The organism is Streptomyces sp. YGL11-2 (assembly GCF_050054615.1).
Lineage (GTDB): Bacteria > Actinomycetota > Actinomycetes > Streptomycetales > Streptomycetaceae > Streptomyces.
Window position 1 is genome coordinate 43300 of sequence record NZ_JBNHIN010000041.1, and the last position, 24213, is coordinate 67512.

Consider the following 24213-nt stretch of genomic DNA (forward strand, 5'->3'; position numbering starts at 1 on the left):
CCAGGAGGATCGCTGCCGTGTCCGTCCCCGCCCCCGTTCCGCATCTGAAACGCAGTCTGCGCCGGTTCGACATCATGGCGATGGGCGTCGCCGCGGTGATCTCCTTCGACGTGATCGGGCAGATCGCCGCCGGCGGCGGCCAGGCCATCGCCTGGATCGCCGTCCTGGCGGTGGCGTTCCTGCTGCCGTACGCCCTGATCTTCGCCGAGACCGGCGCCGCGTTCCCCCAGGAGGGCGGCCCGTACGTCTGGGTGGAGGTGGCCTTCGGCCGGCTGCCCGCCGCGCTGACCACCCTGTTCTACTGGGTCACCAATCCCGTCTGGCTCGGCGGCTCACTCGTGTTCCTCGCCGCCGAAGCCTGGAACGACTTCGTCTCCCCCCTCGGCTCCGGCACCTTCGCCGACTACGTCTTCAAGCTCGTCTTCATCTGGGCCGCCATCCTCACCGCGGTGATCTCGCTGCGCCGCGGCAAGTGGATCACCACGGCCGGCGCCGGCGCCAAAGTGCTGGCGCTGGCCTTCTTCACCGTCACCGCGGTGGCCTACGGCATCCAGCACGGATTCCGCGGGCTGGAGCAGGCCGCCTTCTCCCCCACGGCCGCCGGGTTCCTGACGCTGGTGCCGGTCCTGCTCTTCGCCTACGTCGGGTTCGAGGCGCCCAACGCGGCGGGCGACGAGATGCACGATCCGCAGCACGACGTCCCGGTGGCCATCGGGCGGACCGGCGCCATCGCCACCTGCTGCTATCTGCTGCCGGTGGCGGCCATCCTGTCCGCCGCCCCGCCCGGTCGGGTCACCGGGATCGGCGGCTTCATGGACGCCGCCGAGCTGGTCTTCGGGATCTACGGATCCTGGCGGGGGCCGCTGCTGACCTGTACCGCGGTGCTGTTCGCGGTGGCGCTGCTGACCCAGGGCAGCGCCTGGATGATCGTCGCCGACCGGATGCAGGCGATGGCCGCGGCCGACGGCGGCTTCTTCACCGGCGCACTGGGGGCGTTCCATCCGCGGCTGGGCACCCCGGTCCGGATGAACCTGGTCTCCGGCGTCACCGCCACCGCCTTCATGGTCGCCGCGATGAACGTGGCCCACGGCAACGCCGCCGCCGTCTTCGGCGTCGTGCTGTCCGTCGCCATCACCACCCTGCTCCTGTCCTACCTCGCGCTGGTCCCCGCACTGCTGGCACTGCGGCTGCGCCACCGTGAGGTGCCCCGGCCCTACGAAGTCCCGTTCGGCACCCGGGGCTTCACGGTCGCGACGCTGCTGGTCTACGCCTGGATCCTGCTCGGCTCATGGGCGACGCTGTTCCCCGGCACCCTGGAGGCGGCGGTCGGCGTCCCGTACCGCTTCCGGACGGCCTGGGGCGTCTCCCGGCTCACCTTCGAGACGTTCACGCTGGGCACCGTCGGCCTGCTGCTCGCCGTCGGGCTCGCCGGTTACCTGACCCAGCACCTGCGCACCCGGTCCCACGACGATCGGCACCAGACCCGCCCGGCCGGCTAGCCCGACACCGACCGCCGGCGCCTCCCCGAGCACCGTCGACGGTGCCGCCGCCGAGCGGCACGACGCGCTGATCGACGACTGCGCGGCGGGGGCGGCCACGACCGCGGCGGCGCTGTTCCGGGGAGATCCGGAGCGGGCTGGACACGGCGGACGAGGCGGACGAGGCGGCGAACTCCCTTCCGCGTACGCCTGGATGACGCCGGGCAGACCCGGGGCGCGGCGGCCGGTGGGCATGGCCGGCGCCGGTGGACGAGCGCCGGTCGCCGCCGGTCCCGGGCTCCGGCGGCACAGCGCCATCCGAGCGAGCCGAATCGTTCTTCCTGCCTCCGTTCGAGCGAGCCGGGGAATGCCGTGGGACCGACTCGGGCAGCGGTCCGGCGACCGGACACGGGGCCGGCCGGCCCAGTCCCCATGAGCAGAGCAGGAGTTGACCCATGTCCCACGGAGACGCAGCGGCGGACGCACCGCTCCCCTCGGCCGTCAGCATCGAACTCGGCGCGTTCCAGGTGGAGACGGTCCGCTCGGTGACCGGTCCGGCGATCGGCGCGGCACCACCCGGCGCCGGCCGGCAGCCGGACGACCCGGGTCGGGCCGGTGAGATCACCATCGTGCGCGGCCCGGACAAGAGCACCGCCTTCACCGACTGGCTCACCAGATGCCTGGTGGACCGCACCGACGTCCCCGCCCGGCAGGCGGTGACCGTCGTCCACTACGCCGCCGACCGTACGCCGTTGCGCCGCTTCCACCTCGCCAACGCCTTCCCGACCTCGTGGGAAACCCTGCGCGACGAGGCGGGAGGTGGCGCCGCGGAGGAGTCGGTGACGCTGGAATACGAGGAGTTGACGGTCTCCATCTGAACGGGCCGCCGGATCCCGGCCGTCGTCCCGTACTGCCCGGAGTCCCGGCTCGACGGACCACGAGCCGGGGCTACCCCGTTTCCGGCACCGTACGGGCACCAATCGGGGCCGGACGCCGGGAGCCAACCGGGAATAGGAGCCGGAGCATTGATCGTTACCGCATGCGGTACCGACCACCATGCGGTACCGACCGCACTTCCCAGGGGGCCTCATGCCACGTCCGTTCCGCTTCGGCGTCAACATGCTCACCATCGACTCGGGCCCGGCCTGGCGCGAGAAGTGCCGGCGCGCCGAGGAGCTGGGCTATGACGTGCTGCTCGTACCGGACCATCTGGGGTGGCCGGCGCCGTTCCCCGCGCTGGTCGCCGCCGCGGAGGCCACCGAGCGGCCCCGGGTGGGCACCTTCGTCCTCAACGCCGGGTTCTTCAACCCGGCGTTGCTGGCCCGCGAGGTGGCCACCACCGACGCGCTCACCGGCGGCCGGCTGGAGCTGGGCCTGGGCACGGGGTATGTGAAGGCGGAGCACGACACGGCCGGGCTGCCCTTCGGGACGCCCGGGCGGCGGGTGGACCATCTGGAGCGCACCATCGGGGAGTTGGACCGGCTGCTCGGCGACCCCGAGTACCGGCCGCAGGCCGTCCAGCGGCCGCGCCCGCCGCTGCTGATCGGCGGCAACGGCCCGCGGATGCTGCGGCTGGCGGCGCAGCACGCGGAGATCGCCGCGTTCACCGGCGGCCGGCAGGCACCCGGCAAGCCGGAGGGCACCGTGGAGCTGCTGCCGCCCGAGAAGCTGGCGGCCTCGGTTGCCGCGTACCAGGAGTACGCCGCGGTCCGCGCCGAGCCGGCCGAGCTGAACATCCTCGTCCATCAGGTGCTGGTGACCGACGACCGCCGCGCCGCCGCCCGGGATGTCGCCGCACGGGGCATGGGGCTGGACGAGGAGCAGGCGCTGGAGGTCCCGACGCTGCTGATCGGGACGCCGGCGCAGCTGGCCGAGCAGCTGCGCGAGCGCCGGGAGCGGTACGGCTTCTCGTACATCACCGTGCTGGACCCGTTCCTGGAGGCGTTCGCGCCGGTGATCGAGGAGCTGAAGGGCAGCTGACCGGGGGGCGGAATCCGATCGACACGCCGCGGCGCGCGGTGATGGGATCGGATCATGACTCAACTCCTGGTCCGGGCCGCGACGCCGGCCGATCTCGATGCCGTCCTCGCCTTCTGGAAGATCGCCGCCGAGGGCACCAGCATCAGCGACGACACGGACGGGGTGGCGCGGCTGCTGGCGCGCGACCCCGAGTCGCTGCTGCTCGCCGAGGACGGCGGCGAGCTGGTGGGCACGGTGATCGCCGGCTTCGACGGCTGGCGAGCTTCGCTGTATCGGCTCGCTGTGCTCCCGTCGCATCGTCGGCGAGGTGTGTCGAAGGCTCTGCTCGAAGCTGCCGAGGAGCGGTTCGTGAAGCTGGGCGGCCGGCGTGGCGATGCGATGGTCCTCGAAGCCAACGAGGTGGCTCACCATGCGTGGGCGGCAGCGGGGTACGAGCGTGAGGATCATTGGCGACGGTGGGTGAAGGCGCTGGTGTGAGCATGGTCAGCCAGCTCCGACGGTGTTGAGCGGAACATCGGCTTCGACGGCTGGCGCTGCCATCTCTACCGGCTCGCCGTCCATCCCGACCGCCGCCGGCGCGGTACCGGCCGCGCGCTGCCGGCGGCGGCCGAGGCGCGGTTCACCGCGCTGGGCGGCCGGCGCGGCGATGCCATGGTGCTGGACCGCAACGGGCTCGCGCACCATGCCTGGCGGGCGGCGGGGTATGCGCCCGAGCCGCAGTGGAGCCGCTGGGTCAAGCATCTCGACGACTGAACCGCAGGCCCTGGGGGAGCCCGCCCCGTATCCGAGGGGCGGGCTCGCGCCGTCTCCACTGCTTTGCAGACCCTTTACTATTGAGTTCCCCTCCCCCGGCGAAAGGTGTGTGAGCGTCCAGCCATGGGCGAACCTCCCAGTTGTCGAGCGTCCTGGCGACAGGGCGCGGACCTCCCGATCCTGTTCGAACATGGGACGGAGGTGACCCGATGACCGACCTGCTCCTGCTGGCCGTGGCGCTCCTCCTGACCCTGGCCTGCGGCGTCTTCGTCGCGGCGGAGTTCTCGCTGACGACGGTCGAGCGCAGCGACCTGCAGCGCGCCGCCGAGCGCGGCGAGCGCGGTGCGGACAGCGCCCTCAAGGCCGTCCGCGGACTGACCTTCCAGCTCTCCGGCGCCCAGCTCGGCATCACCGTCACCGGCCTGCTCATCGGCATGCTGTCCAAACCGGCCATCGCCACACTGCTGTCCGGGCCGCTGGCCGCGATCGGGCTGCCGCACTCCGCCGCGGACTCGGTGGCCCTGGTCCTCGGCACGGCGATCTCCACGGTGGTGCTGATGGTCGTGGGCGAGCTGGTCCCCAAGAACTGGGCGATCTCCAGCCCGCTGGCCGTCGCCAAGAAGGTCGCCACCGCCCAGCGCGGCTTCAGCGCCACCTTCAAACCGCTGATCAGGCATCTGAACAACACCGCCAACCACATGGTCCGCCGGATGGGCCTGGAGCCGGCCGAGGAGCTGGCCTCGGCGCGCGGCCCGCAGGAGCTGGTGGCGCTGGCCCGGCACTCCGCCAAGGAGGGCGCCCTGGAGCCGGACACCGCCGAGCTGTTCGTCCGCACCCTCAACCTGGCCGATCTGACCGCGGAGAACGTGATGACGCCGCGGGTCCAGGTGGTGGCCCTGGAGGTGCAGTCCACCGCCGAGGACGTCGCCAACGCCACCCGGGCCACCGGGCTGTCCCGCTTCCCGGTCTACCGCGGCAGCCTGGACAGCGTCGTCGGGGTGGCCCACATCAAGGACGTACTGGCCGTGCCGGCCGAGCGGCGCCCCCGCCAGCCGGTCGCCGACCTGCTGCGCGAACCGCTGCTGGTGCCCGAGACGCTGACCGTGGACCGGCTGCTGGACCGGCTGTCCGGCCGGCGCACGATGGCCGTGGTCATCGACGAGTACGGCGGCACGGCCGGCGTGGCCACCCTGGAGGACATCGTCGAGGAGGTGGTCGGCGAGGTCCGCGACGAGCACGATCCGATGGAGATCCCCGACCTGGCCCCGGCCGGTACGGACGCGGACGGCCGCGCCATCTACCAGGCGGACGGCGCCGCCCGTACCGACCGGCTGGAACGGATCGGCCTGCGGCTCCCGGACGGCCCGTACGAGACCCTCGCCGGGCTGATCGCCACCGAGCTGGGCCGGATACCGGCGCCCGGCGACACCCTGGAGGTGGCGGGCTGGTCGATGGACGTGCTGGACGCGTCCGGCCACCGCGCGGCTCGGGTGCTGCTGCACGCACCCGCAACCGACGCTGACGGCACCGACGGCACCGACAGCGCAGAGGAGGCCGGCCGATGACCGCGCTCCAGCTGTTCGTGGGGCTGCTGACCCTGGTCGTCAACGCCTTCTTCGTGGGTGCCGAGTTCGCGCTGATCTCGGTGCGCCGCAGTCAGATCGAGCCGCACGCGGAGGCCGGGGACCGCCGCGCGACCAGCGTGATGTGGGGTCTGAAGCACGTGTCGTCGCTGCTGGCCGCCGCCCAGCTGGGCATCACGCTGTGCACGCTGGTGCTGGGCGCGGTCGCCGAGCCGGCCATCGCGCACCTGCTGGAGCCGGTGTTCGACGCGGTGTCGGTCCCGCACGCGCTGATCCATCCGATCTCGTTCGTGATCGCGCTGGCCGTGGCGACCTATCTCCACATGCTCTTCGGCGAGATGGTGCCGAAGAACGTGGCGCTGGCCGAGCCGGTCCGCAGCGCACTGCTGCTCGGGCCGCCGCTGGTCGCGCTGACCCGGGCGCTGCGTCCGGTGATCTTCTCGGTCAACGCGCTCGCCAACGGTCTGCTGCGGCTGCTGCGGGTGGAGACCAAGGATGAGGTCGCCGCGACCTTCTCTGACGACCAGCTGGCGAAGATGGTCGAGGACTCGCGCGCCGCCGGGCTGCTCGACGAGCGGGCCAAGGAGCGGCTGCGGGACGCCCTGGAGCTGGGCCGCCGTCCCGTCCGGGACGTGGTGCTGCCGGTGGACAAGGTCGTCTCGGCGCGGATGGGGATCACCCCCGACGAACTGGAGCAACTGGCCGGCGAGTCCGGCTTCTCCCGCTTCCCGGTCGTCGACGACACCCGCCGCATCCTCGGCTATCTGCACGTCAAGGACGCCCTGGACGACGCCGCGCCGGGCTCGGCCCCCTTCCCGGTGTCCGCACTGCGCCCGATCGCCCGCGTACGGGCCGCGACACCGCTGGACGACGTGCTGACCGCGATGCGCGGTTCCCGTACGCACCTGGCCGCGGTGATCGGCGACGACGGGCGGCTGGCCGGGCTGGTGACCATGGAGGACGTCCTGCGGGAGCTGGTGCTGCAGCAGCCCGCGCTCTGACCCGGCCCCCGCCGGTAGGCGGGAACGGAACCCCCCGGACACCCACCCTGACCGATCGGTTAGATTGCTAACCGATCGGTCAGTCGCCTTCGCGGCTGCCCGCCGATCAGCCATCGCATCCGTACGCGTACGCGACGAGGGGGCAACAACATGGAGCGCACGACCTGCTGCGTGGTGGGCGGCGGCCCGTCCGGGATGATGCTCGGACTGCTGCTGGCCAGGGCCGGCATCGAGGTGACCGTCCTGGAGAAGCACGGCGACTTCCTGCGCGACTTCCGCGGGGACACCATCCACCCGTCGACCCTGAACCTGCTCGACGACCTCGGGCTGGGCGAGGAGTTCGCACGGCTGCCGTTCCCCAAACTGGAGGAGATGCGGACGCAGATCGGCGACACCACCGTCGTGCTGGCCGATATGCGACGCATCCCGGGCCGGCACAAGTACTTCGCCATGGTGCCGCAGTGGGACTTCCTCAACCTGATCGCCGGCGCCGCCGCCAGGGAGCCGTCGTTCACCCTGCGGATGCGCACCCGGGCCACCGGCCTGCTGACCGACGGCGGCCGGGTCACCGGGGTCCGCTACGTCGACGAGGACGGCGCCGCAAGGGAGTTGGCGGCGGATCTCACGGTCGCCTGCGACGGCCGGGACTCGTCGGTCCGGCAGGCGGCCGGGATGCGCCAGCGGCAGTTCGAGGTGCCGATGGACGTCTGGCAGATCCGGGTGGACGCACCGACCGACGCCCTCAAGGGAGGCCGGGTGTTCGGCCGGTTCGGCGGCGGCCAGGCCGCGGTCACCATGGACCGCGGCACGTACTTCCAGACGTCCTACCTGATCGGCAAGGGCCAGGACGCGACCCTGCGCCGCCACGACATCCAGTGGCTGCGGGACCGGCTGGGCGCGCTGTTCGGCTGGGACGACGCGGTGACCGGCACGCTCGGCTCCTGGGACGACGTGAAGCTGCTGGAGGTGACGTTCGGGCGGCTGCGGCGCTGGCACCGGCCCGGCCTGCTGTGCATCGGCGACGCCGCGCACACCATGTCCCCGGTCGGCGGCGTCGGCGTCAACCTCGCCCTCCAGGACGCGGTGGCCTCGGCCCGGATCCTGGCCGGACCACTGCTCCGGGAGGCGGTGGGCACCGAGGACCTGGCCCTGGTGCAGAAGCGCCGGGAGTGGCCGATGGCCGTGGTGCAGAAGTCGCAGGAGAGCGAGCACGCCATGATCCGGTCCGCGCTGAACGGCACGCTCCGCGGGGACCGGCTGCCGGTGCCGATGAAGCTGCTGCGGCGGGTGCCCGCGCTGCGGACCGTCACCGGCTACCTCGGCGGTATCGGCATCCGCCCGGAGCCGACCCCGGACTTCGCCCGCGTCAGGGCCGGCGCGCGATCGCGTTGAGGGTGAAGGTCTCCAACTCCGCGGCGGCGGCGTGCAGATCGAGGTCCGGGTGGGCGAGCCAGTGCCCGATCACCCCGTCGATCGCGCCGCCGATCGCGAGCGCCACCGTAGGGGCGTCGAACTCCCGGAGCACACCCACCTTCTGACCCTCCGTCAGCAAGGCGGCCAGGGTCTGCCAGCGGTCGTGAGTGTCGTGCGAGCCGGGCGCCTTGAGGCGGGTGCCGCCCTGGTCGTCGAGCAGCATCTCGGTGATCAACCGGACCTGGCGGCGGTTGTCGCGCTGATAGCCGATCATCGCGTGGACGTAGGCGACGACCGCGGCCTGCGGGTCCGGGGCCCCGGCCACCCGCTCGGCGACATAGCCACCGAACTGGTCCAGCACCTGCGTCAGCGCCTCACGCGTGAGGTTGTCCTTCGAGGAGAAGTGGTAGAGCACCGCGGCCTTGGAGACCCCGGCCCGCTCGGCGATCGCGGACAGCGAGGTCGCCGGATAACCACGGGTCGAGATCAGGTCGATGGTGCAGTCGATCAGCTGCTGCCGGCGGGCCCGCTCCGTGAACGTCCTCGCGTCGGAATCCGCACGCTGCCGCGGAGTCATCGCACCCGCACCTCTGCCTCTCGCCGCCGCCGACCGCCTCGTGTCGACCCGCGGTCCTGCCGACACCCGACCGTACACCGCGGGATAGGATCACCGCGCCATGGAGATGAATGCCCGATACACCAGTTTCGTCGCGGTCGGCGACAGCTTCACCGAAGGCATGTCGGACGGGCTCCCCGACGGCTCCTACCGGGGCTGGGCGGATCTGCTCGCAGCCCGGCTCGCGACACTCCCCCAGCCTTCGGCCGGGGGGACCCCCACCTCGCTTCGCCCGCCCGGTTTCCGGTACGCCAATCTCGCGGTGCGCGGCAAGCTCATCGGGCAGATCCTCGACGAACAGTGCGGGCCGGCCGCCTCGATGGGCGCCGACCTGGTGACCCTGGTCGGCGGCCTCAACGACGTGCTGCGGCCCCGGTGCGACGTGGACCAGGTCTGCGCGCACCTCACCACCGCCGCCGACCTGCTGGCGCGCGGCGGCGGCCGACTGGTCCTGATGCGCAGCCCCGGCCGGCGCGGTCCCGTAATGGAACGCTTCCGCCCGCGCATGGAGCAGCTCTTCGGCCACCTCGACGAGCTGGCCGCCCGCCACGACGCCCTGGTCGTCGACCTCTACGGTTCGCGGGCCCTGGCCGATCCGCGGCTGTGGGCCGACGACCGGCTGCACCTCAACGCCGAGGGCCACCGCAGGGTGGCCGAGGCCGTCTGGCAGACGCTCGGCCTGCCCGCCGAGTCGGACTGGGACGCCCCGCTGCCGACCGCCGCGCCGCCCGGCTGGGCCGCCCGCCGCTCCGCCGATCTGCGGTTCGCCCGCGAGCACCTGGTGCCGTGGATCGGGCGCCGGCTCACCGGGCGCTCCTCGGGGGACGACCGCACCGGCGCCCAGTTCAGCGCCGACCGGGGCGAAGCCTTCTGGATAACCCCCGCCGACGGCACGCACCCCGGCCCGGTGACCGGCTGGCGGGAGGCGGGGGCGTAGTCCGCGCCCGCCCCGACCGCCACTCCCCCACCGCTCCCCCACCGCTCCGCCGCCGCCCGGTGGTCGGCCCGGGCCGCCGGCCGACCCAGGCGTTACGCTCGTTCTGTCGGCATACGTCCGATAGTCACCGATACATCTCGATCGTGCGGAGGCGGCCATGAGCGACTACGGCGAGTACACGACTCCGTCGCAGGCCGAGGGCGAGCGGCTGGAAGAGGACATGGATCCGGGCGAGCAGCGGCAGCAGCGGCACCCGAAGACGATGCGCACCCAGCCGTCCCAGGCGGAGGGCGAGCGCCGGGCAGAGGACGACGAGGACTGACGGCGAAGGCCGGAGCGCGCCCGGCGGCACCCGCTGCCGGTTGGAGGAACGCACAGGCTGGGGCGGGGCGCTGGCCTGCGCAAACCGCCAGTAGACTCTGGCCACGTGACTGCTGTGTCTGCGAAGCCTCGCATCCCCAATGTCCTGGCCGGCCGCTACGCCTCCGCGGAGCTGGCCGTGCTGTGGTCCCCCGAGTACAAGGTCAAGCTGGAGCGGAAGCTGTGGCTCGCGGTGCTGCGCGCCCAGAAGGACCTGGGGGTGGCGGTTCCCGAGCAGGCACTCGCCGATTACGAGCGGGTCCTGGACACCGTCGACCTGGCCTCGATCGCCGAGCGCGAGAAGGTCACCCGGCATGACGTCAAGGCGCGCATCGAGGAGTTCAACGCGCTGGCCGGCCACGAGCAGGTCCACAAGGGCATGACCTCCCGCGACCTGACCGAGAACGTCGAGCAGCTCCAGGTGCGGCTGTCGCTGGAGCTGATGCGGGACCGTACGGTCGCCGTGCTGGCGCGGCTCGGCTCGCTGGCCGCCCAGTACTCCGAGCTGGTCATGGCGGGCCGCTCGCACAATGTCGCCGCGCAGGCCACCACACTCGGCAAGCGCTTCGCGACCGCCGCCGACGAACTGCTGGTCGGCTACGCGCGGCTGGAGGAGCTGCTCTCCCGCTACCCGCTGCGCGGCATCAAGGGCCCGGTCGGCACCGCCCAGGACATGCTCGACCTGCTCGGCGGCGACGCCGGCAAGCTCGCCGACCTGGAACAGCGGATCGCCGCCCACCTCGGCTTCGGCCGGGCGTTCACCTCCGTCGGCCAGGTCTACCCGCGGTCGCTGGACTACGAGGTGGTGACCGCGCTGGTGCAGCTGGCCGCCGCCCCGTCCTCGCTGGCCAAGACGATCCGGCTGATGGCCGGGCACGAGCTGGTGACCGAGGGCTTCAAGCCCGGCCAGGTCGGCTCCTCGGCGATGCCGCACAAGATGAACACCCGCTCCTGCGAGCGCGTCAACGGCCTGATGGTGATCCTGCGCGGCTACGCCTCGATGGCCGGCGAGCTCTCCGGCGACCAGTGGAACGAGGGCGATGTGTCCTGCTCCGTGGTCCGCCGGGTCGCGCTCCCCGACTCCTTCTTCGCGCTGGACGGTCTGCTGGAGACCTTCCTGACCGTGCTCGACGAGTTCGGCGCCTTCCCCGCCGTCGTCGCCCGCGAATTGGACCGCTACCTCCCCTTCCTCGCCACGACCAAGGTGCTGATGGGTGCCGTACGCGCCGGTGTCGGCCGCGAGGAGGCGCACGAGGCGATCAAGGAGAACGCGGTCGCCTCGGCGCTGGCCATGCGCGAGCAGGGCGCGGAGCGCAACGAGCTGCTGGACAAGCTGGCGGCGGACTCCCGCATCCCGCTGGACAGGGCGGAGTTGGACGCGCTGATGGCGGACAAGCTGTCCTTCACCGGCGCGGCCGGCGACCAGGTGGCGGCCGTCGTCGCCCGGATCGAGGAGATCGCCAAGCAGCACCCCGAGGCCGCCGCCTACGCCCCGGGCGCGATCCTCTGACCCGGGCCGCAGCCATGCGCTTCACCCCCGAAGAACTGGAGGCCGCTCGCGACCGCCTCGTCCCGGACGTGGCCGCGAGCGGTCTGCGGGTGCTCTTCTGCGGTATCAACCCCGGCCTGATGACGGCGGCCACCGGCCACCACTTCGCCCGGCCCGGCAACCGCTTCTGGCCCGTCCTGCACGCCGCCGGCTTCACACCCCGGCTGCTGCTCCCCGCCGAGCAGCGGGAACTCCTCGACCACGGCTGCGGCATCACGAATGTGGTGGCGCGGGCGACCGCCAGGGCCGACGAGCTCAGCGCGGAGGAGTACCACGAGGGCGGGCGGCTGCTGGCCGAGAAGGTGGACCGGCTGCGCCCGCGGTGGCTCGCCGTCGCCGGCGTCACGGCCTACCGCGCCGCCTTCGGCGACAAGCACGCCCGGATCGGCCCCCAGGAACGCACCCTCGGCGCCACCCGCATCTGGGCACTGCCCAACCCCAGCGGCCTGAACGCCCATTGGACGGCGGCCACCATGGCGGAGGAATACGGGCGGCTGCGCGCCGCGGCATTCGGCGAGCCCTGACCCTGCGGCCGCCCCGGAGCTCCCTCGGGGAATCGGGCCGGCGGTCACGGCGGGCGGCCCGCGTACGGTTACGGTATGCGGGCCCCCGGCGGCGCCGTCCCCTCCCCTATCGCCGCCAGCACCTGGCACGGCTGCTCCGGTCCGCACTGTCCCGCGCCGACCGCCGTCCAGCGGTCCCCGTCCTGCCAGGTGTGGATGCGCGGCACCAGCCCGGCGAGCAGCTCCAGCGGCGGCCGTACCGGCAGGCCCATCGCCACCCGCTCCAGCGTCTCCGCCAGGTCCGCCACGTCGGGCTCGCCCCACCGTAAGGACAGCACCGCGACCAGCGCCGCCAGTTCGGCCGCGCACGCCTCGCGCAGCTCCTCCGCCTCCGCCGGATCCGCCTCCCACAGCGGCCCGCTCTCCCACAGTCGCGCCACATGGAACCCCGGTCCGCTCTCGCCGGACGCGGTCCGCTCCCGCCGCTCCGGGAACGCCCGGGCCCGTAACGCGTCGAGCACGCGGAGCGCCGTCGGCGGCACGTCGGGGGGCTGTGGCTCTTCGGGTGCGTCGGGTGGGGTGGTCGGGGGCGTCCCCGGCATGTCGGGTGTCATGACGTCAGTAAACCGCGAGGGTCTGACAATTGGCCGTCCGCGCGGTCCGCACCGCCGGGGCGGACCGCTCCCCGGGCCGCCCCGGCGGCCGGACGGGGCTCGCCGCACACCCGCTGACCGGCTACGATCCGCCAGACAGGCGAGGCGAGGAGACGGACGTTGGGTCGGCTCACCGGTGGGGACCCCTCCCTGCTGCGACGGATCAACTCCGCGGTGGTGCTGCACGCACTGCGGGCCGCGGACTCCCCCACGCTCACCGATCTCGTCCAGGTGACCGGTCTGTCCCGGCCGACGGTCGAGGGCGTGATCGAGGGGCTCGTCGAGACCGGGCTGGTGGCCGAGGCGGCGGCCGAGGAGAGCGAGACCCGGCGCCAGGGGCGGCCGGCCCGCCGGTTCCGATTCCGTACCGAGGCCGGGCATCTGCTGGGCATCGAGATCGGGTCCCATCGGGTCGCGGCGCTGCTGTCCGATCTGAGCGGACAGGTGCTGGACTCCGCGCAGCGCCCGGTGGCGGAGACCGCGCCGGCGGGCGAGCGGCTGGAGCGGGTACGCGCCGTGGTGTCCGATCTGCTGCGCCGGACGGGCGTGGCGCGCAGTTCGCTACGGGCGGTCGGGGTGGCCGGACCGGGAATCGTGGAGGCGGACGGCACCGTGCGGTTGTGCACCGCGCTGCCCGGCTGGACGGGGCTCCCGCTGGGCGAGCGGCTGCGGCGGTCGTTCCGCTGCCCGGTGCTGGTGGAGAACGACGCCAACGCGGCGGCGGTGGCCGAGCACTGGCAGGGCGCGGCGACCGGTTCGGACGACGTGGTCTTCGTACTGGCGGGGCTGAGCCCGGGAGCCGGTTCGCTGATCGGCGGGCGGCTGCACCGCGGCTTCGGCGGAGCCGCCGGGGAGATCGGCGCGCTGCACCTGCTGGGCCGCGAGGCGACGCCGGAGAAGCTGCTGTCGACGACCGGGGAACCGCTGCACCCGCTGGACGAGGCGCAGGTGGCGGCGGTCTTCGCGGCGGCCAGGGGCGGCGACGTCCAGGCGCGGGAGGCGGTGGAGCGGTTCATCCGGCGGCTGGTGCACGACGTGGCCGCGCTGGTGCTGGCACTCGATCCGGAGCTGGTGGTGATCGGCGGCTGGGCCGCCGGGCTGGCGGGCGTGTTGGAGCCGCTACGCGGGGAGTTGGCACGCTACTGCCTGCGTCCGCCGGAGGTCGCGCTGTCCCGGCTGGGTGAGGCGGCCATCGCCACCGGAGCGCTGCGGCTGGCACTGGACCACGTCGAGGGCGAACTCTTCGCGGTGGAGGGGACGGTGACGGGCCGCCGGTGAGGCGTGGGTGCGCACGGGGCGCGCCCGCGCCGGAGGTGCGTCCGGTGCCGGGCCCGACGGCGCGGCGGGGCGGTCAGCCCGCGAGCAGCGGCTCCGTCTCGCTCTCCCCGAACGTCAGCCGGCAGGTGTCGGCGCGGTACGTGGAGACCGCGACGGCGGCCGTACGGCCTCCGGAGACATAGCGGGTGGTGACGACGAGGACCGGCGCACCGGGCAGCCGGTCCAGCAGCCGGGCGTCCTCGGCGCGGGCCGAGCCGAGCTCGACGGTGCGGTCGTGGCCGTCGAGCTCCAGTGTCTGGAGTTCCGCCAGCACCGCACGGGCGCGCGCCGGGCCCACCGTCAACTCGGCGCAGCCGGGGAGCACTTCGGAGGGTACGTAGAGCAGCTCGGCGGCGACCGGCCGGCCGACCGAGACGCGGTTGCGGCGGACCACGTGGACCGGGGCGCCGGGGGCCGTCTCCAGGAGACGGGCCACCGCGGCGGGCACCGTGGCGGTCTCGACGGCGTCGACCGGCTGCCAGTCGTCGCCGGCGGCGCCGGGCCAGGTGTGGCGGGCGGGGTCGACGGCGACGCCGACCCGCGGGGGCGCGACGGTGGTGCCCACGCCGCGGCGGCGCTGCAGTCTGCCTTCCAGCTCCAGCTGTTCGAGCGCCTGCCGGAGGGTGGCCCGTGCGACACCGAACCGCGCGGCCAGGTCCCGCTCGTTGGGAAGGATCTCGCCGACCGAGAACTCCGAGTCCAGCGCCTCGCTGAGCACGGTCTTGAGATGCCAGTACTTGGGCTCCGGAGCCGTTTCGAGCTGCGTGGTCCCCACCCCCATGGACACGGGCCCGCAAGCGGGCCGGATTTCGAGCGCTTCTTTATTAAAGGTTGTTGCAGTATCCCGACGATATGACCGCCCCCACCCTTGGTCAAGACCAATCCACCAACCGTTTCGACGCGGCCACACGGCCTTCACCCGCACCGCGGCCGGGGCGGCGCGGTCGCCGGGGCTCTAGGCTCACGTGCATGCTCACGCTCCTGCACACCTCGCCCGTCCATGTCCCGGTTTTCGACGCGCTGCGCGACGAGGACGCCCCCGGCCTCCCGCTGCGGCATCTCGTACGGCCCGAACTCCTCGCGAGGGCGCGGGAGTCGGGGCCCGACGCGGTGGCGGAGGAGGTCGCCGAAGCGCTCGCCGAAGCGGCAGGCGACGGGGCGGCGGCGCTGCTGTGCACCTGCTCGACGATCGGTGCGGTCGCCGAGGCGGCCGGAGCTGCACTGGGCCTGCCGGTGCTGCGGGTGGACCGGCCGATGGCCGCGGCGGCGGTCGCCGCCGGCACCCGCGTCACGATCCTGGCCACCGTGGAGAGCACGCTCACGCCCACGGCGGAGCTGATCGCCGCCGAGGCCGACCGGGCCGGGCGCACGGTGCGGGTACGGGCGGAGTTCGTACCCGGCGCCATGGACCGATTCGAGGCGGGGGACATGGAGGGCTGTCTGGCGGCGGTCGCCGCCGCGGCGCGCCGGGTGCGGGACGCCGGGGACAGCGACGCGATCGTCCTGGCGCAGGTGTCGATCGCGGCCGTGGCGGACCGGCTGGCGACGGACGGGGCGGCCGGCGGCGGGCCCGTGGTGCTGTCGAGCCCGCGGCCCGGCCTGCGGGCCGCCGCCCGGCTCGCCGGCGGCCCCGCGTACGCGTAGGGGCCGTCCCGCGCCCGTTCAGGCCGTCAGCGGGGCCAGCTTGTCCGGGTTGCGGATGAGGTAGATCGTCTGGATCCTGCCGTCCTGGACGCCGAGTTGGAGAACGGTGTCCACCGTGCCGCCGTAGTGGATCAACAGCGCCAGGCCGCCGTTGAGTTCGCGGAAGGCGAGCCCCGGGCCCGGCGGCAGGCCGCCGGCGACGCCGAGGAGGAACCGCGCGACCTTGTCGGCGGATTCGATGATCCGCAGTGGCGCCTTGGCCTTGCCGCCACTGTCGCCGACCAGCCGCGCGTCCGCCGCGAGCAGGCTCAGCAGCCCCGCCAGGTCGTCCCCGGTGGCGGCGGCCAGGAAGCGCTCGGTCAGCTCGCGCTGCCGGTCCGGGTCGGCCTCGAACCGCGGGGAGCCGTCCGCCACGTGCCGCCGGGCCCGGCCGGCCAGTTGGCGCACCGCCGCCTCGCTGCGCTCCAGGACGGTGGCGATCTCCGCGTACGGGTAGCCGAACGCCTCCCGGAGGACGAACACAGCGCGCTCCAGGGGGGAGAGCGACTCCATGACGACGAGAACGGCGAACGTGACGGACTCGGCGAAGACGGCGCGCTCGGCGGTGTCGGGCGCGGTGCCGCCGGGCACCAGGACGTCGGTGGCGAGCGGTTCGGGAAGCCAGGGACCCACGTAGGACTCGCGGCGGGACCGGACCTGCCGGAGGCGGTCGATGGCCAGGCGGGTGGTGATCCGCACGAGATAGGCGCGCGGTTCGCGCACCGCGGTCCGGTCGGCGTCCGACCAGCGCAGCCAGGCGTCCTGCACCACGTCCTCGGCGTCGGCGACCCGGCCGAGCATGCGGTAGGCCACGCCGTGCAGCAACGGGCGGTGGGCTTCGAAGACTTCGGCGGCGTCGGTCGCGGGATCGGTCAGCACCCACCCATATCAGCGGGCCGCCGCCGCGATGTCCAGCCGGAACCGTGCTCGCCCGCCGCTGCCGGGGCCGGCCGTTCCGCATCCGCCTCTCGCGGACCGCCCCGGCCGCTCCCGTCGCCGCCGTGCCCCCGTGGGAGCAGCCCCGAGCCGAGTACGACCCCGGCGCCGACCAGGAGGCTGCCGCCCAGTTGCGCGAGGCCGTAGCCGCCGGTCCCGGCCAACGGGGCGGTGAGCGCGGCGAAGACCGGGATCAGGCCGGAGAAGAGGGTGGCGCGTTCGGCGCCGATCCGCTGGATGCCGGCGTACCAGCAGACGAAGCCGACGACGGTGACGACGACGGCCTGCCAGCCGAGCGCCGCCGCCTCCACCGCGTCCGGCAGCCGCAGCCAGTGCGCCCCTTGGGCCGCCGCGCCGAGGACCGCCGCTTCGAGGGCGGCGAGTGCGCAGACCGCCGCGGAGAGGAGGCGCGGTCCGAGCGGCGCCACCAGCGGCACCGCCAGCACCGCGAAGCCGACCTCGCCGCACAGCGCCGCCGCCGAGTAGCCGATGCCCGGGCCGTCGGTGCGGCCCCACCCCTGGACGGCGAAGGCCCCGGCGGCGACCAGCAGGGCGCCGCGCACCACGGCGGGGCGCGGGCGGCGGCCGGCCAGCGCGGGCACCAGGACCGCGACCACGACCGGTGCGCAGCCGACGAACACGCCGGGCACGGCCGGTTCCGCGGTGCGCTCGGCCGCGAGCACGGCGAGGTTGAACCCGAGCATCCCGATGGCGGCGAGCAGCGCGAGGCGCACCCACTGGCGGAGCGTCAGGGAGCGCAGCGGTGCGGTGCCGCGGCGACCGAGGAGGGCGAGCAGGACGGCGGCGGCGAGGCCGTAGCGGAGGGCCTGGCCGCCCGCGTAGGGGTAGCTGCCGAGCAGGCTGTTGGCGGTGAACGAGCCGCCTACGAGGAAGCAGGCGAGGGCGGCGAGCAGCGCGCCGCGGTGGTGGGTCCGGTTCATGAGACGGACAGTAGGGAGGCGGGCGGTCCGTCTTAAGGTCCACTTCGGGAGCGCCATGGAGGACCACTTCGTGGGCCGGGGGCCGGGGGCCGCCGGGGTGCCGGCGGCGGAGAGGATCGGGCCCGTGCCGTACGAGAGCGAGCCGGCGGACGGCGCCGTGTGGGCCGCCGCCTGGGAGTTGCTGCTGCCGACCGCGACGGCGCCGCCCCGGCAGCGCGGCCGGGTGCTCCAGGAGGCGCTGCGGGACGCGGTGCGCTCGGGCCGGCTGGTGGCCGGGACGCGGCTGCCGTCGGGCCGGGCGCTCGCCGCCGACCTGGGGGTGTCGCGGGGCCTGGTGACCGAGGCGTACGAGCAGTTGACGGCCGAGGGCTATCTGCGCAGCCGGCGTGGCGCGGGGACGTGGGTGGGCGGGACGGTGCGCGGCGCGGTGCCGGCGGCGGCCGGGCCCGCGCCCCAAGAGAGCGCACCGGACGTCGACTTCACCCCGGGGACGCCGGATCTCTCGCTCTTCCCCCGTGCCGCATGGTCCGCCGCGCACCGCAGGGCGGTGTCCCGCCTGCCGCACCGGGCGCTCGGCTATCCGGACCCGCGCGGGCTGCCCGAACTGCGCGGGGAGATCGCCCGGTTGCTGACCCGCCGGCGCGGGGTGGTGGCCGATCCGGGGCGGGTGGTGGTGTGCTCCGGGGTGGCGCAGGCGATGACGCTGCTGGGGTTCACCCTTCATGGGGCGGGGCAGCGGACGGTGGCCGTCGAGGAACCGGGGAGCCCCGACCACCGGGCGCTGTTCGCGGCGGCCGGGCTGGAGGCCGTGCCGCTCCCGCTGGACGGCGAGGGCCCCGACCCGGCGGCGCTCGCGGCGTCCGGCGCGCGGACCGCGGTGCTGACCCCGTCGCATCAGTTCCCCACCGGGACGGCCGTGTCGGCGGCCCGCCGGTCGGCGCTGCTGCGCTGGGCGCGGGCGGTCGACGGGCTGATCGTCGAGGACGACTACGACGGCGACTTCCGCTACGACCGGGCGCCGGTCGGCGCGTTGCAGGGCCTGGATCCGGACCGGGTGGCGTACACCGGATCGGTGAGCAAGTCGCTGGCTCCGGGGCTGCGGCTGGGGTGGCTGGTGGTGCCGGCGCGGCTGCTGGACGGGGTGACGGCCCGCAAGCGGCTGCTGGATCTGGGCAATCCCGTGCTGGACCAGGCGCTCCTGGCCGATCTCGTCGCGCGCGGCGACTACGACCGCCAACTGCGGCGCTGCCAGCGGGCCTACCGGGAGCGCCGGGACGCGCTGACCGCGGCGCTGGCCGTGCACTGCCCCGGTGCGGTGGTCACCGGGATCGCCGCCGGTCTGCATGCCATCGTCGCGCTGCCGGCGCGCTGCGGGCCCGAGGCGGCGTTCCTCGGGCGGGCGCGGCGCGCGGGGCTGGGTCTGCGCCCGTTGGCGGACTACGAGTGGGCCGGGCGGCGCGGGCCGGCCGCCGGGCGGGACGGCCGGGTGCGACTGGTCCTGGGCTATGCGCATCTGACGCCGTCGGAGATCGCCCGCGGGGTGGCGCTGCTGGGCGGCCTCGGCACGGTCTGAGGCAGTGCGGCGGCGCCCGCCGGGTCACCGGTTCGCGGAGTTGCTCCAGTCCCGCTCGCAGAGCACCAGCCGGTAGCCGTCCGGGTCCTCGATCGTCGTACCCCACTCGTCCCAGTAGGAGTTGTGGGCCGGCACCCGCTTGCCGCCGCAGTGTTCGAGGCGGGCGACCAGGCTGTCGGGCACCGGTTCGCCCAGGTAGACGACCAGCAAGTCGTCCGGTGTGGGGGCCGGTTGGAGCGCGCCGGAGGGGTCGAGGGTCAGCTCCAGGTGCCAGGAGGCGTCCGGCCAGCCGAGCATCAGGAGGGAGTGCTCGCCCGCCCCTGAGGTGTGGCGGAACAGCTCGGTCAGCCCCAGACCGGTGCGCCAGAAGCGGTCGGCGGCCGTCAGATCGCGGGACGGGCGGGCGATACGGATATGGGCGGAACCGTTGGCCGGCATGCGGTGTCACCTTCCGTGGGGCCGCCGTGCGGCGGCGCGTATCAGGACCGTAAGCGCTCCGGCGGTCTCCTGGCGATCGTCCGCCGGTCTTGCGACCCTGGTCCTGGTCCTGGCCCCGAGCCTGGTTTCGGGGCCACGGGGCTGCTGTTCACCGGGAGTTCGACTGCTCGGCACCGGATGGCGATACGAACGGGGCGTACGAGCGCGAACGACACCATGGAGGCGGGAAGATGACGGACCGGTCCGGCGGCGGACTGAGACGGCGGACCGGGGCGGCGGGCGCTCCTTCGACGGGGTCCGACCGGCCGGCACGGAGGGTGGTCGAGACCGCGGCGGCCGAGTCCCGCGCGCGGAGCCCGCAGCCCTTCCGCGCGATCGGTATCGGCGGGGGAAGCGGGGAGCTGACGGTGCGGCGGCTTCAGGAGGGCGGAGAGATGCTGTTCACGAAAACACCGCAACCGGGACGGGCAGGGCAGTAGAGGCCAATGTGTCGATTGCGTCTTTTACCCGTGCGACACAATGTGTTGGCGACCAGGCAACACCTGTCGGCAAGGCTGTCTGCATGACTGAAGCAACCTCTGTCCGTTCCGCCCGGCGCCACCACTGGCGCCGGGACGCCGTCGAGCTGGCCGCCCTGTTCACGGCCGTGGCGGTGGCCGATGTCGTGGCCGACACGGTCGCGCACGGCCCGTCCGGCCCGGTGATGCTGGGCGCCGCGGCCCTCGCGCTGCTCGCCACGACCGGCTTCCACATCTGGTGGTCACGCCGTCGTGAGCACGCCCCACCACCGGCCGATACCGGCGCCACCGCACCGTCCGCCGCACCGGCACCCGAGGCCGGCGGCCAGGAGACGGCGCTGTGGCGGATGCGGACCACGGTCCGGGACGAGCCGGGCAGCCTGGCTGCGCTGTGCACCGCGCTGGCCGAGCGCCGGGTGGACATACTCAGCCTCCAGACCCATCCGCTGTCCGAGGGGACGGTGGACGAGTTCCTGCTGCGCGCGCCGGCCGACCTGGCGCCCGCGGACCTGACCCGTACGGTGGCCGGCGCCGGCGGTTCGCACAGCTGGCTGGAGCGGGCCGACACCCACGACCTGGTCGACGCGCCGACCCGGATGCTCGGCCTGGCCACCCGCACGGCCCTCGATTCCGCCGAACTCCCGCTCGCGCTGCGGCAGTTGCTCGGTCGCTGCACGATCCGCTCGGTGCCCGCCCGGTCGCTGACCGGTCAGCCGCTCGCCGAGGAGGTGCCCGCCGAGGGCGTGCTGGCGGACCACACCATGAAGTTCCGCGATCCCTCCGGGGGTTCGCTCACCATCGAAAGGCCGCAGTTGCCGTTCACACCCACCGAGTTCGCCCGGGTACGCGCACTGGTAGAGCTGGACTCCCGGCTCGGCCAGCGGGTGCCCCCACGGCGCGAGGTGCTGACGCTGCCCGAGGGCAACGCGATCACGGTCCGCCGCGCCGGCACCGCGGATCTGACCGCCGCCCGGGAGATGCACGACCGCTGCTCGGCACAGACCCTCGCGCTGCGCTACCACGGCCCGGTCGGCGACGCCGAACGTTATCTGGACCATCTGCTCAGCCCGCGCTTCGGCCGCACCCTGGCCGCGGAGACCGCGTCCGGCCGGCTGGTGGCACTGGGCCACCTCCTGTGGGACGGCGACGAGACCGAGGTGGCACTGCTGGTCGAGGACGCCTGGCAGCAGCGCGGAATCGGCGCCGAACTCCTCCGCCGGCTGGTCGCGATGGCCGCCGAGACCGGCTGCGAGAGCGTCTACGCCATCACCCAGGCGTCCAACACCGGCATGGTGACGGCGATGCGTGGACTGGGCCTGCCCCTCGACTACCAGATAGAGGAGGGCACCCTGGTCATCACCGCCCGCCCGACGGGCGTCCCCGCGCACCGGGAGGCCCGCGAGGAGCTCCGCGTCCGGAACGGCTCCCGGCACGGCTGATGACGTGGCCGACCGGCCGCCGGGGCGCCCGCCCGCGCCCCGGCGGTCCCTTGCGTCCAGCCCGAGCCGGTGGACCGCGGCGCCGGACGCGACAGGAACGTCCACCGGAATGATGGTGACGCGGCGGGCCCATCCGTACGAGGATGGCCGTCATGTCCAACACCACTACTCCCGCGGGCGGTCCACTGCCCCGCCAGGTCGCCGACGCCTATGTCGACGCCCTCGTCGACCTGGATCCGATCACCGGCACCTTCCTCGGCGTCGCCGAGAGCTCCGACAAGCTCCCCGACTTCTCCCCCGAGGGCCAGGAAGCGGTGGCGCAGCTCGCCCGTACGACGCTGGAGCGACTCGCCGAGGCCGAGGCCCGGCCGGGCGCGGACACCCCCGCCGAGAAGATCTGCGCCCGGCTGCTGCGCGAGCGGCTGACCGCGGAACTCGCGGTCCACGACGCGGGCGAGGGGCTGCGCACGGTCAGCAACCTCAGCTCGCCGCTGCACCACATGCGCGAGGTCTTCACCCTCACCCCCACCGAGACCGACGAGGACTGGGCGGCGATCGCCCGACGGCTGCGCGCCGTACCGGCCGCACTGGCGGGCTACCGCGCATCCCTCGAAGCCGGCCTCCGGCAGGACCTCCCCGCCGGACCGCTCCAGGTCACCACCGTCATCGGCCAGTTGGGCGAGTGGATCGGCACCGACCGCAGCTGGTTCGCCGAGTTCACCGCCGCCGGGCCGGAGTCGCTGCGCGCCGAGCTGGCCGCGGCGGCGGACCTGGCCACCGGGGCCCTGGTGGAGCTGCGCGACTGGTTCCGGGACGACTACGCCCCGGCCATCGAGGGCGCCCCGGACGTCGTGGGCCGGGAACGGTACGCCCGGCTCGCCCGTTACTACAACGGCGCCGACCTCGACCCGGAGGAGGCGTACGCGTACGGCTGGTCGGAGTTCCACCGGCTGCTGGCCGAGATGGAGGCCGAGGCCGAGAAGATCCTGCCGGGCGCCAAGACACCGTGGGAGGCGCTGTCCTGGCTCGACGAGCACGGCGAGGCGGTCGAGGGCGTCGAGGAGACCCGGCAGTGGCTCCAGTCGCTGATGGACGAGGCCATCGACGCGCTGGACGGCACCCACTTCGAACTCGCCGAGCGGGTCCGCCGGGTGGAGTCGCGGATCGCCCCGCCGGGCAGCGCCGCCGCCCCGTACTACACCCAGCCGTCGCTGGACTTCTCCCGCCCCGGCCGCACCTGGCTCCCGACGATGGGCGAGACCCGCTTCCCGGCGTACGACCTGGTCTCCACCTGGTACCACGAGGGCGTGCCCGGCCATCACCTCCAGCTGGCGCAGTGGGTGCACGTCGCGGACGCGCTCTCGCGCTACCAGACGACCGTCGGCATCGTCAGCGCCAACGCGGAGGGCTGGGCACTGTACGCCGAGCGCCTGATGGACGAACTGGGCTTCCTGACCAACGCCGAGCGGCGGCTGGGCTATCTGGACGCGCAGATGATGCGGGCGATCCGCGTCATCATCGACATCGGCATGCACCTGGAGCTGGAGATCCCTGCCGACTCCCCCTTCCACCCGGGCGAGCGCTGGACCCCGGAGCTGGCGCACACGTTCCTGGCCGGCCACTGCAGCCGCCCGGCGGACTTCGTCGAGAGCGAGATCGTCCGCTACCAGGGCATGGCGGGCCAGGCGATCGGCTACAAGCTCGGCGAACGCGTCTGGCTCCAGGGCCGCGAGGCCGCCCGCGCCCGGCACGGTGCGGACTTCGACCTCAAGTCCTGGCACATGGCGGCGCTGTCGCAGGGATCGCTGGGCCTGGACGACCTGCTGAGCGAGCTGTCGGCGCTCTGACCGGACCGGCCGCCGCTCCGTTCACCGCGCCGGGGCGGCGCCGGGCCCTCGTCGTCAAGGACCGGGGCAGGTCCCGCAAGCACGCGTGGCAGGTAGGCCGGCACCGCGGCTTCAACAGCCGCACTCCCCATCGCCGACCGGCGCGGTGAGCGGATCGGCCGGGCGCTGCCGAGGCCCCTGCCGGGTCGTGACCTCGTAGCCCTCGCGGATCCAGTACTCGATGCCGCCGAGCATCTCCTTGACGCGGTAGCCGAGGCGGGCCAGTGCGAGGGCGGCTCGGGTGGCGCCGTCGCAGCCGGGGCCCCAGCAGTGGACGACGACCGGGACGGCCAGGTCCAGCAGCCCGGCGGCGTCCTGCGGAACACGGGCCGTGGGGAGGTGCACGGCGCCGGGGACATGGCCCTGGTCCCAGGCCGCGGCGCTGCGGGAGTCGACGAGGACGAAGCCGGGGGCGCCGCCGGCGAGCGCGGCGTGGACGTCGGCGACGTCGGTGTGGAAGGCGAGGCGGGCGGCGAAGTACGCGGCGGCGTCGGCGGGTTCGGCGGGCGGCACGGCAAGCACCGGGCCGACGGCGGCCGGGGGCCGCGGGGTGGAGGTGGTCATGGCCGAAAATCTACGGCCGGCCGCTCGGCCCGCGAAGGGATGATCAACGGCAAGAACCTTGATGTACCGGGGATTCCACTGCTAGACAGCGG

The 24213-nt window shown here is 73.9% G+C and carries 24 protein-coding genes; 17 read left to right on the top strand and 7 right to left on the bottom strand.

Translation table 11 applies throughout. The features are described from left to right. The first annotated feature begins 17 nt into the window (after positions 1-17). The 8 genes from ACO1BR_RS32880 to ACO1BR_RS32915 all read left to right on the top strand — a co-directional run bounded on the left by ACO1BR_RS32880 (position 18) and on the right by ACO1BR_RS32915 (position 8187). Positions 18-1499, top strand: coding sequence for an APC family permease (locus ACO1BR_RS32880; RefSeq protein ID WP_426798755.1), 1482 nt, complete (start codon positions 18-20; stop codon positions 1497-1499). Positions 1500-1933: 434 nt separating this feature from the next. Next, the gene (locus ACO1BR_RS32885; RefSeq protein WP_426798756.1) at positions 1934-2356 is read left to right on the top strand and encodes a phage tail protein; all 423 of its coding nucleotides are present in this window, start codon (positions 1934-1936) and stop codon (positions 2354-2356) included. Positions 2357-2567: 211 nt separating this feature from the next. After that, positions 2568-3458 (top strand): LLM class F420-dependent oxidoreductase, encoded by an 891-nt coding sequence (locus tag ACO1BR_RS32890; protein ID WP_426798757.1) that lies wholly within the window; start codon positions 2568-2570, stop codon positions 3456-3458. Positions 3459-3512: 54 nt separating this feature from the next. Beyond that, positions 3513-3935 carry a GNAT family N-acetyltransferase gene (locus tag ACO1BR_RS32895; RefSeq protein ID WP_426798758.1) on the top strand — a complete coding sequence of 141 codons (423 nt, stop codon included), beginning with the start codon at positions 3513-3515 and terminating at the stop codon, positions 3933-3935. Positions 3936-3971: 36 nt separating this feature from the next. Next, on the top strand, positions 3972-4211 hold the full coding sequence (locus tag ACO1BR_RS32900; protein WP_426798780.1) for a GNAT family N-acetyltransferase: 240 nt from the start codon (positions 3972-3974) through the stop codon (positions 4209-4211). Between the two features lie 209 nt (positions 4212-4420). Continuing rightward, a complete protein-coding gene (locus tag ACO1BR_RS32905; RefSeq protein ID WP_426798759.1) occupies positions 4421-5776 on the top strand; it encodes a hemolysin family protein in 1356 nt (451 codons plus the stop codon). Continuing rightward, positions 5773-6795: a hemolysin family protein gene (locus tag ACO1BR_RS32910; RefSeq protein WP_426798760.1), complete on the top strand. Its 1023-nt coding sequence runs from the start codon at positions 5773-5775 to the stop codon at positions 6793-6795. Before ACO1BR_RS32905 ends, ACO1BR_RS32910 begins: the two co-directional genes overlap by 4 nt. Positions 6796-6945: 150 nt before the next feature. After that, positions 6946-8187 (top strand): FAD-dependent oxidoreductase, encoded by a 1242-nt coding sequence (locus tag ACO1BR_RS32915; RefSeq protein WP_426798761.1) that lies wholly within the window; start codon positions 6946-6948, stop codon positions 8185-8187. Here the strand turns inward: ACO1BR_RS32915 and ACO1BR_RS32920 are convergent. Further along, positions 8162-8785, bottom strand: a complete 624-nt coding sequence (locus ACO1BR_RS32920; protein WP_426798762.1) for a TetR/AcrR family transcriptional regulator — start codon at positions 8783-8785, stop codon at positions 8162-8164. The genes ACO1BR_RS32915 and ACO1BR_RS32920 overlap by 26 nt on opposite strands. A 100-nt stretch (positions 8786-8885) precedes the next feature. Here ACO1BR_RS32920 and ACO1BR_RS32925 point away from each other — a divergent pair, with 100 nt between their 5' ends. From ACO1BR_RS32925 to mug, 4 genes are all read left to right on the top strand, one after another. Then, on the top strand, positions 8886-9761 hold the full coding sequence (locus ACO1BR_RS32925) for an SGNH/GDSL hydrolase family protein (RefSeq protein ID WP_426798763.1): 876 nt from the start codon (positions 8886-8888) through the stop codon (positions 9759-9761). A gap of 157 nt (positions 9762-9918) precedes the next feature. After that, on the top strand, positions 9919-10083 hold the full coding sequence (locus tag ACO1BR_RS32930; protein WP_426798764.1) for a hypothetical protein: 165 nt from the start codon (positions 9919-9921) through the stop codon (positions 10081-10083). Between the two features lie 114 nt (positions 10084-10197). Next, positions 10198-11631: an adenylosuccinate lyase gene (gene purB, locus ACO1BR_RS32935; protein WP_426798781.1), complete on the top strand. Its 1434-nt coding sequence runs from the start codon at positions 10198-10200 to the stop codon at positions 11629-11631. Positions 11632-11645: 14 nt separating this feature from the next. After that, entirely contained in the window at positions 11646-12194 is a 549-nt protein-coding gene (mug, locus tag ACO1BR_RS32940) for a G/U mismatch-specific DNA glycosylase (RefSeq protein ID WP_426798765.1), read from the top strand. A 68-nt stretch (positions 12195-12262) separates the two neighbouring features. On the opposite strand, the gene ACO1BR_RS32945 is transcribed toward mug, so the two are convergent. Then, positions 12263-12787, bottom strand: coding sequence for a hypothetical protein (locus tag ACO1BR_RS32945; RefSeq protein WP_426798766.1), 525 nt, complete (start codon positions 12785-12787; stop codon positions 12263-12265). 159 nt (positions 12788-12946) lie between these two features. On the opposite strand from ACO1BR_RS32945, the gene ACO1BR_RS32950 reads away from it, so the two are divergent. Continuing rightward, positions 12947-14104, top strand: coding sequence for an ROK family transcriptional regulator (locus ACO1BR_RS32950; RefSeq protein ID WP_426798767.1), 1158 nt, complete (start codon positions 12947-12949; stop codon positions 14102-14104). 73 nt (positions 14105-14177) lie between these two features. Here the strand turns inward: ACO1BR_RS32950 and ACO1BR_RS32955 are convergent, their stop codons facing one another. Continuing rightward, on the bottom strand, positions 14178-14918 hold the full coding sequence (locus tag ACO1BR_RS32955; RefSeq protein WP_426798768.1) for a GntR family transcriptional regulator: 741 nt from the start codon (positions 14916-14918) through the stop codon (positions 14178-14180). A gap of 194 nt (positions 14919-15112) precedes the next feature. Between ACO1BR_RS32955 and ACO1BR_RS32960 the strand changes: the two genes are divergently transcribed. Continuing rightward, the gene (locus ACO1BR_RS32960) at positions 15113-15787 is read left to right on the top strand and encodes an aspartate/glutamate racemase family protein (RefSeq protein ID WP_426798769.1); all 675 of its coding nucleotides are present in this window, start codon (positions 15113-15115) and stop codon (positions 15785-15787) included. 18 nt (positions 15788-15805) lie between these two features. Here ACO1BR_RS32960 and sigJ read toward each other — a convergent pair whose 3' ends face one another. Together sigJ and ACO1BR_RS32970 are read right to left on the bottom strand one after the other, a co-directional pair. Further along, entirely contained in the window at positions 15806-16705 is a 900-nt protein-coding gene (sigJ, locus tag ACO1BR_RS32965) for an RNA polymerase sigma factor SigJ (RefSeq protein WP_426798770.1), read from the bottom strand. Further along, a complete protein-coding gene (locus ACO1BR_RS32970; RefSeq protein WP_426798771.1) occupies positions 16699-17703 on the bottom strand; it encodes an EamA family transporter in 1005 nt (334 codons plus the stop codon). The genes sigJ and ACO1BR_RS32970 overlap by 7 nt, the downstream gene beginning before the upstream one ends. Positions 17704-17758: 55 nt before the next feature. Here ACO1BR_RS32970 and ACO1BR_RS32975 point away from each other — a divergent pair, with 55 nt between their 5' ends. Beyond that, positions 17759-19276: a PLP-dependent aminotransferase family protein gene (locus ACO1BR_RS32975; RefSeq protein WP_426798772.1), complete on the top strand. Its 1518-nt coding sequence runs from the start codon at positions 17759-17761 to the stop codon at positions 19274-19276. Positions 19277-19300: 24 nt separating this feature from the next. Here ACO1BR_RS32975 and ACO1BR_RS32980 read toward each other — a convergent pair whose 3' ends face one another. Continuing rightward, a complete protein-coding gene (locus ACO1BR_RS32980; RefSeq protein ID WP_159506803.1) occupies positions 19301-19714 on the bottom strand; it encodes a VOC family protein in 414 nt (137 codons plus the stop codon). Between the two features lie 562 nt (positions 19715-20276). Here ACO1BR_RS32980 and ACO1BR_RS32985 point away from each other — a divergent pair. Continuing rightward, a complete protein-coding gene (locus tag ACO1BR_RS32985; protein ID WP_426798773.1) occupies positions 20277-21671 on the top strand; it encodes a GNAT family N-acetyltransferase in 1395 nt (464 codons plus the stop codon). Positions 21672-21823: 152 nt separating this feature from the next. Further along, positions 21824-23518, top strand: coding sequence for a DUF885 domain-containing protein (locus ACO1BR_RS32990; protein ID WP_426798774.1), 1695 nt, complete (start codon positions 21824-21826; stop codon positions 23516-23518). A 111-nt stretch (positions 23519-23629) separates the two neighbouring features. On the opposite strand, the gene ACO1BR_RS32995 is transcribed toward ACO1BR_RS32990, so the two are convergent. After that, positions 23630-24121 carry a rhodanese-like domain-containing protein gene (locus ACO1BR_RS32995; RefSeq protein WP_426798775.1) on the bottom strand — a complete coding sequence of 164 codons (492 nt, stop codon included), beginning with the start codon at positions 24119-24121 and terminating at the stop codon, positions 23630-23632. Positions 24122-24213: the final 92 nt, after the last annotated feature.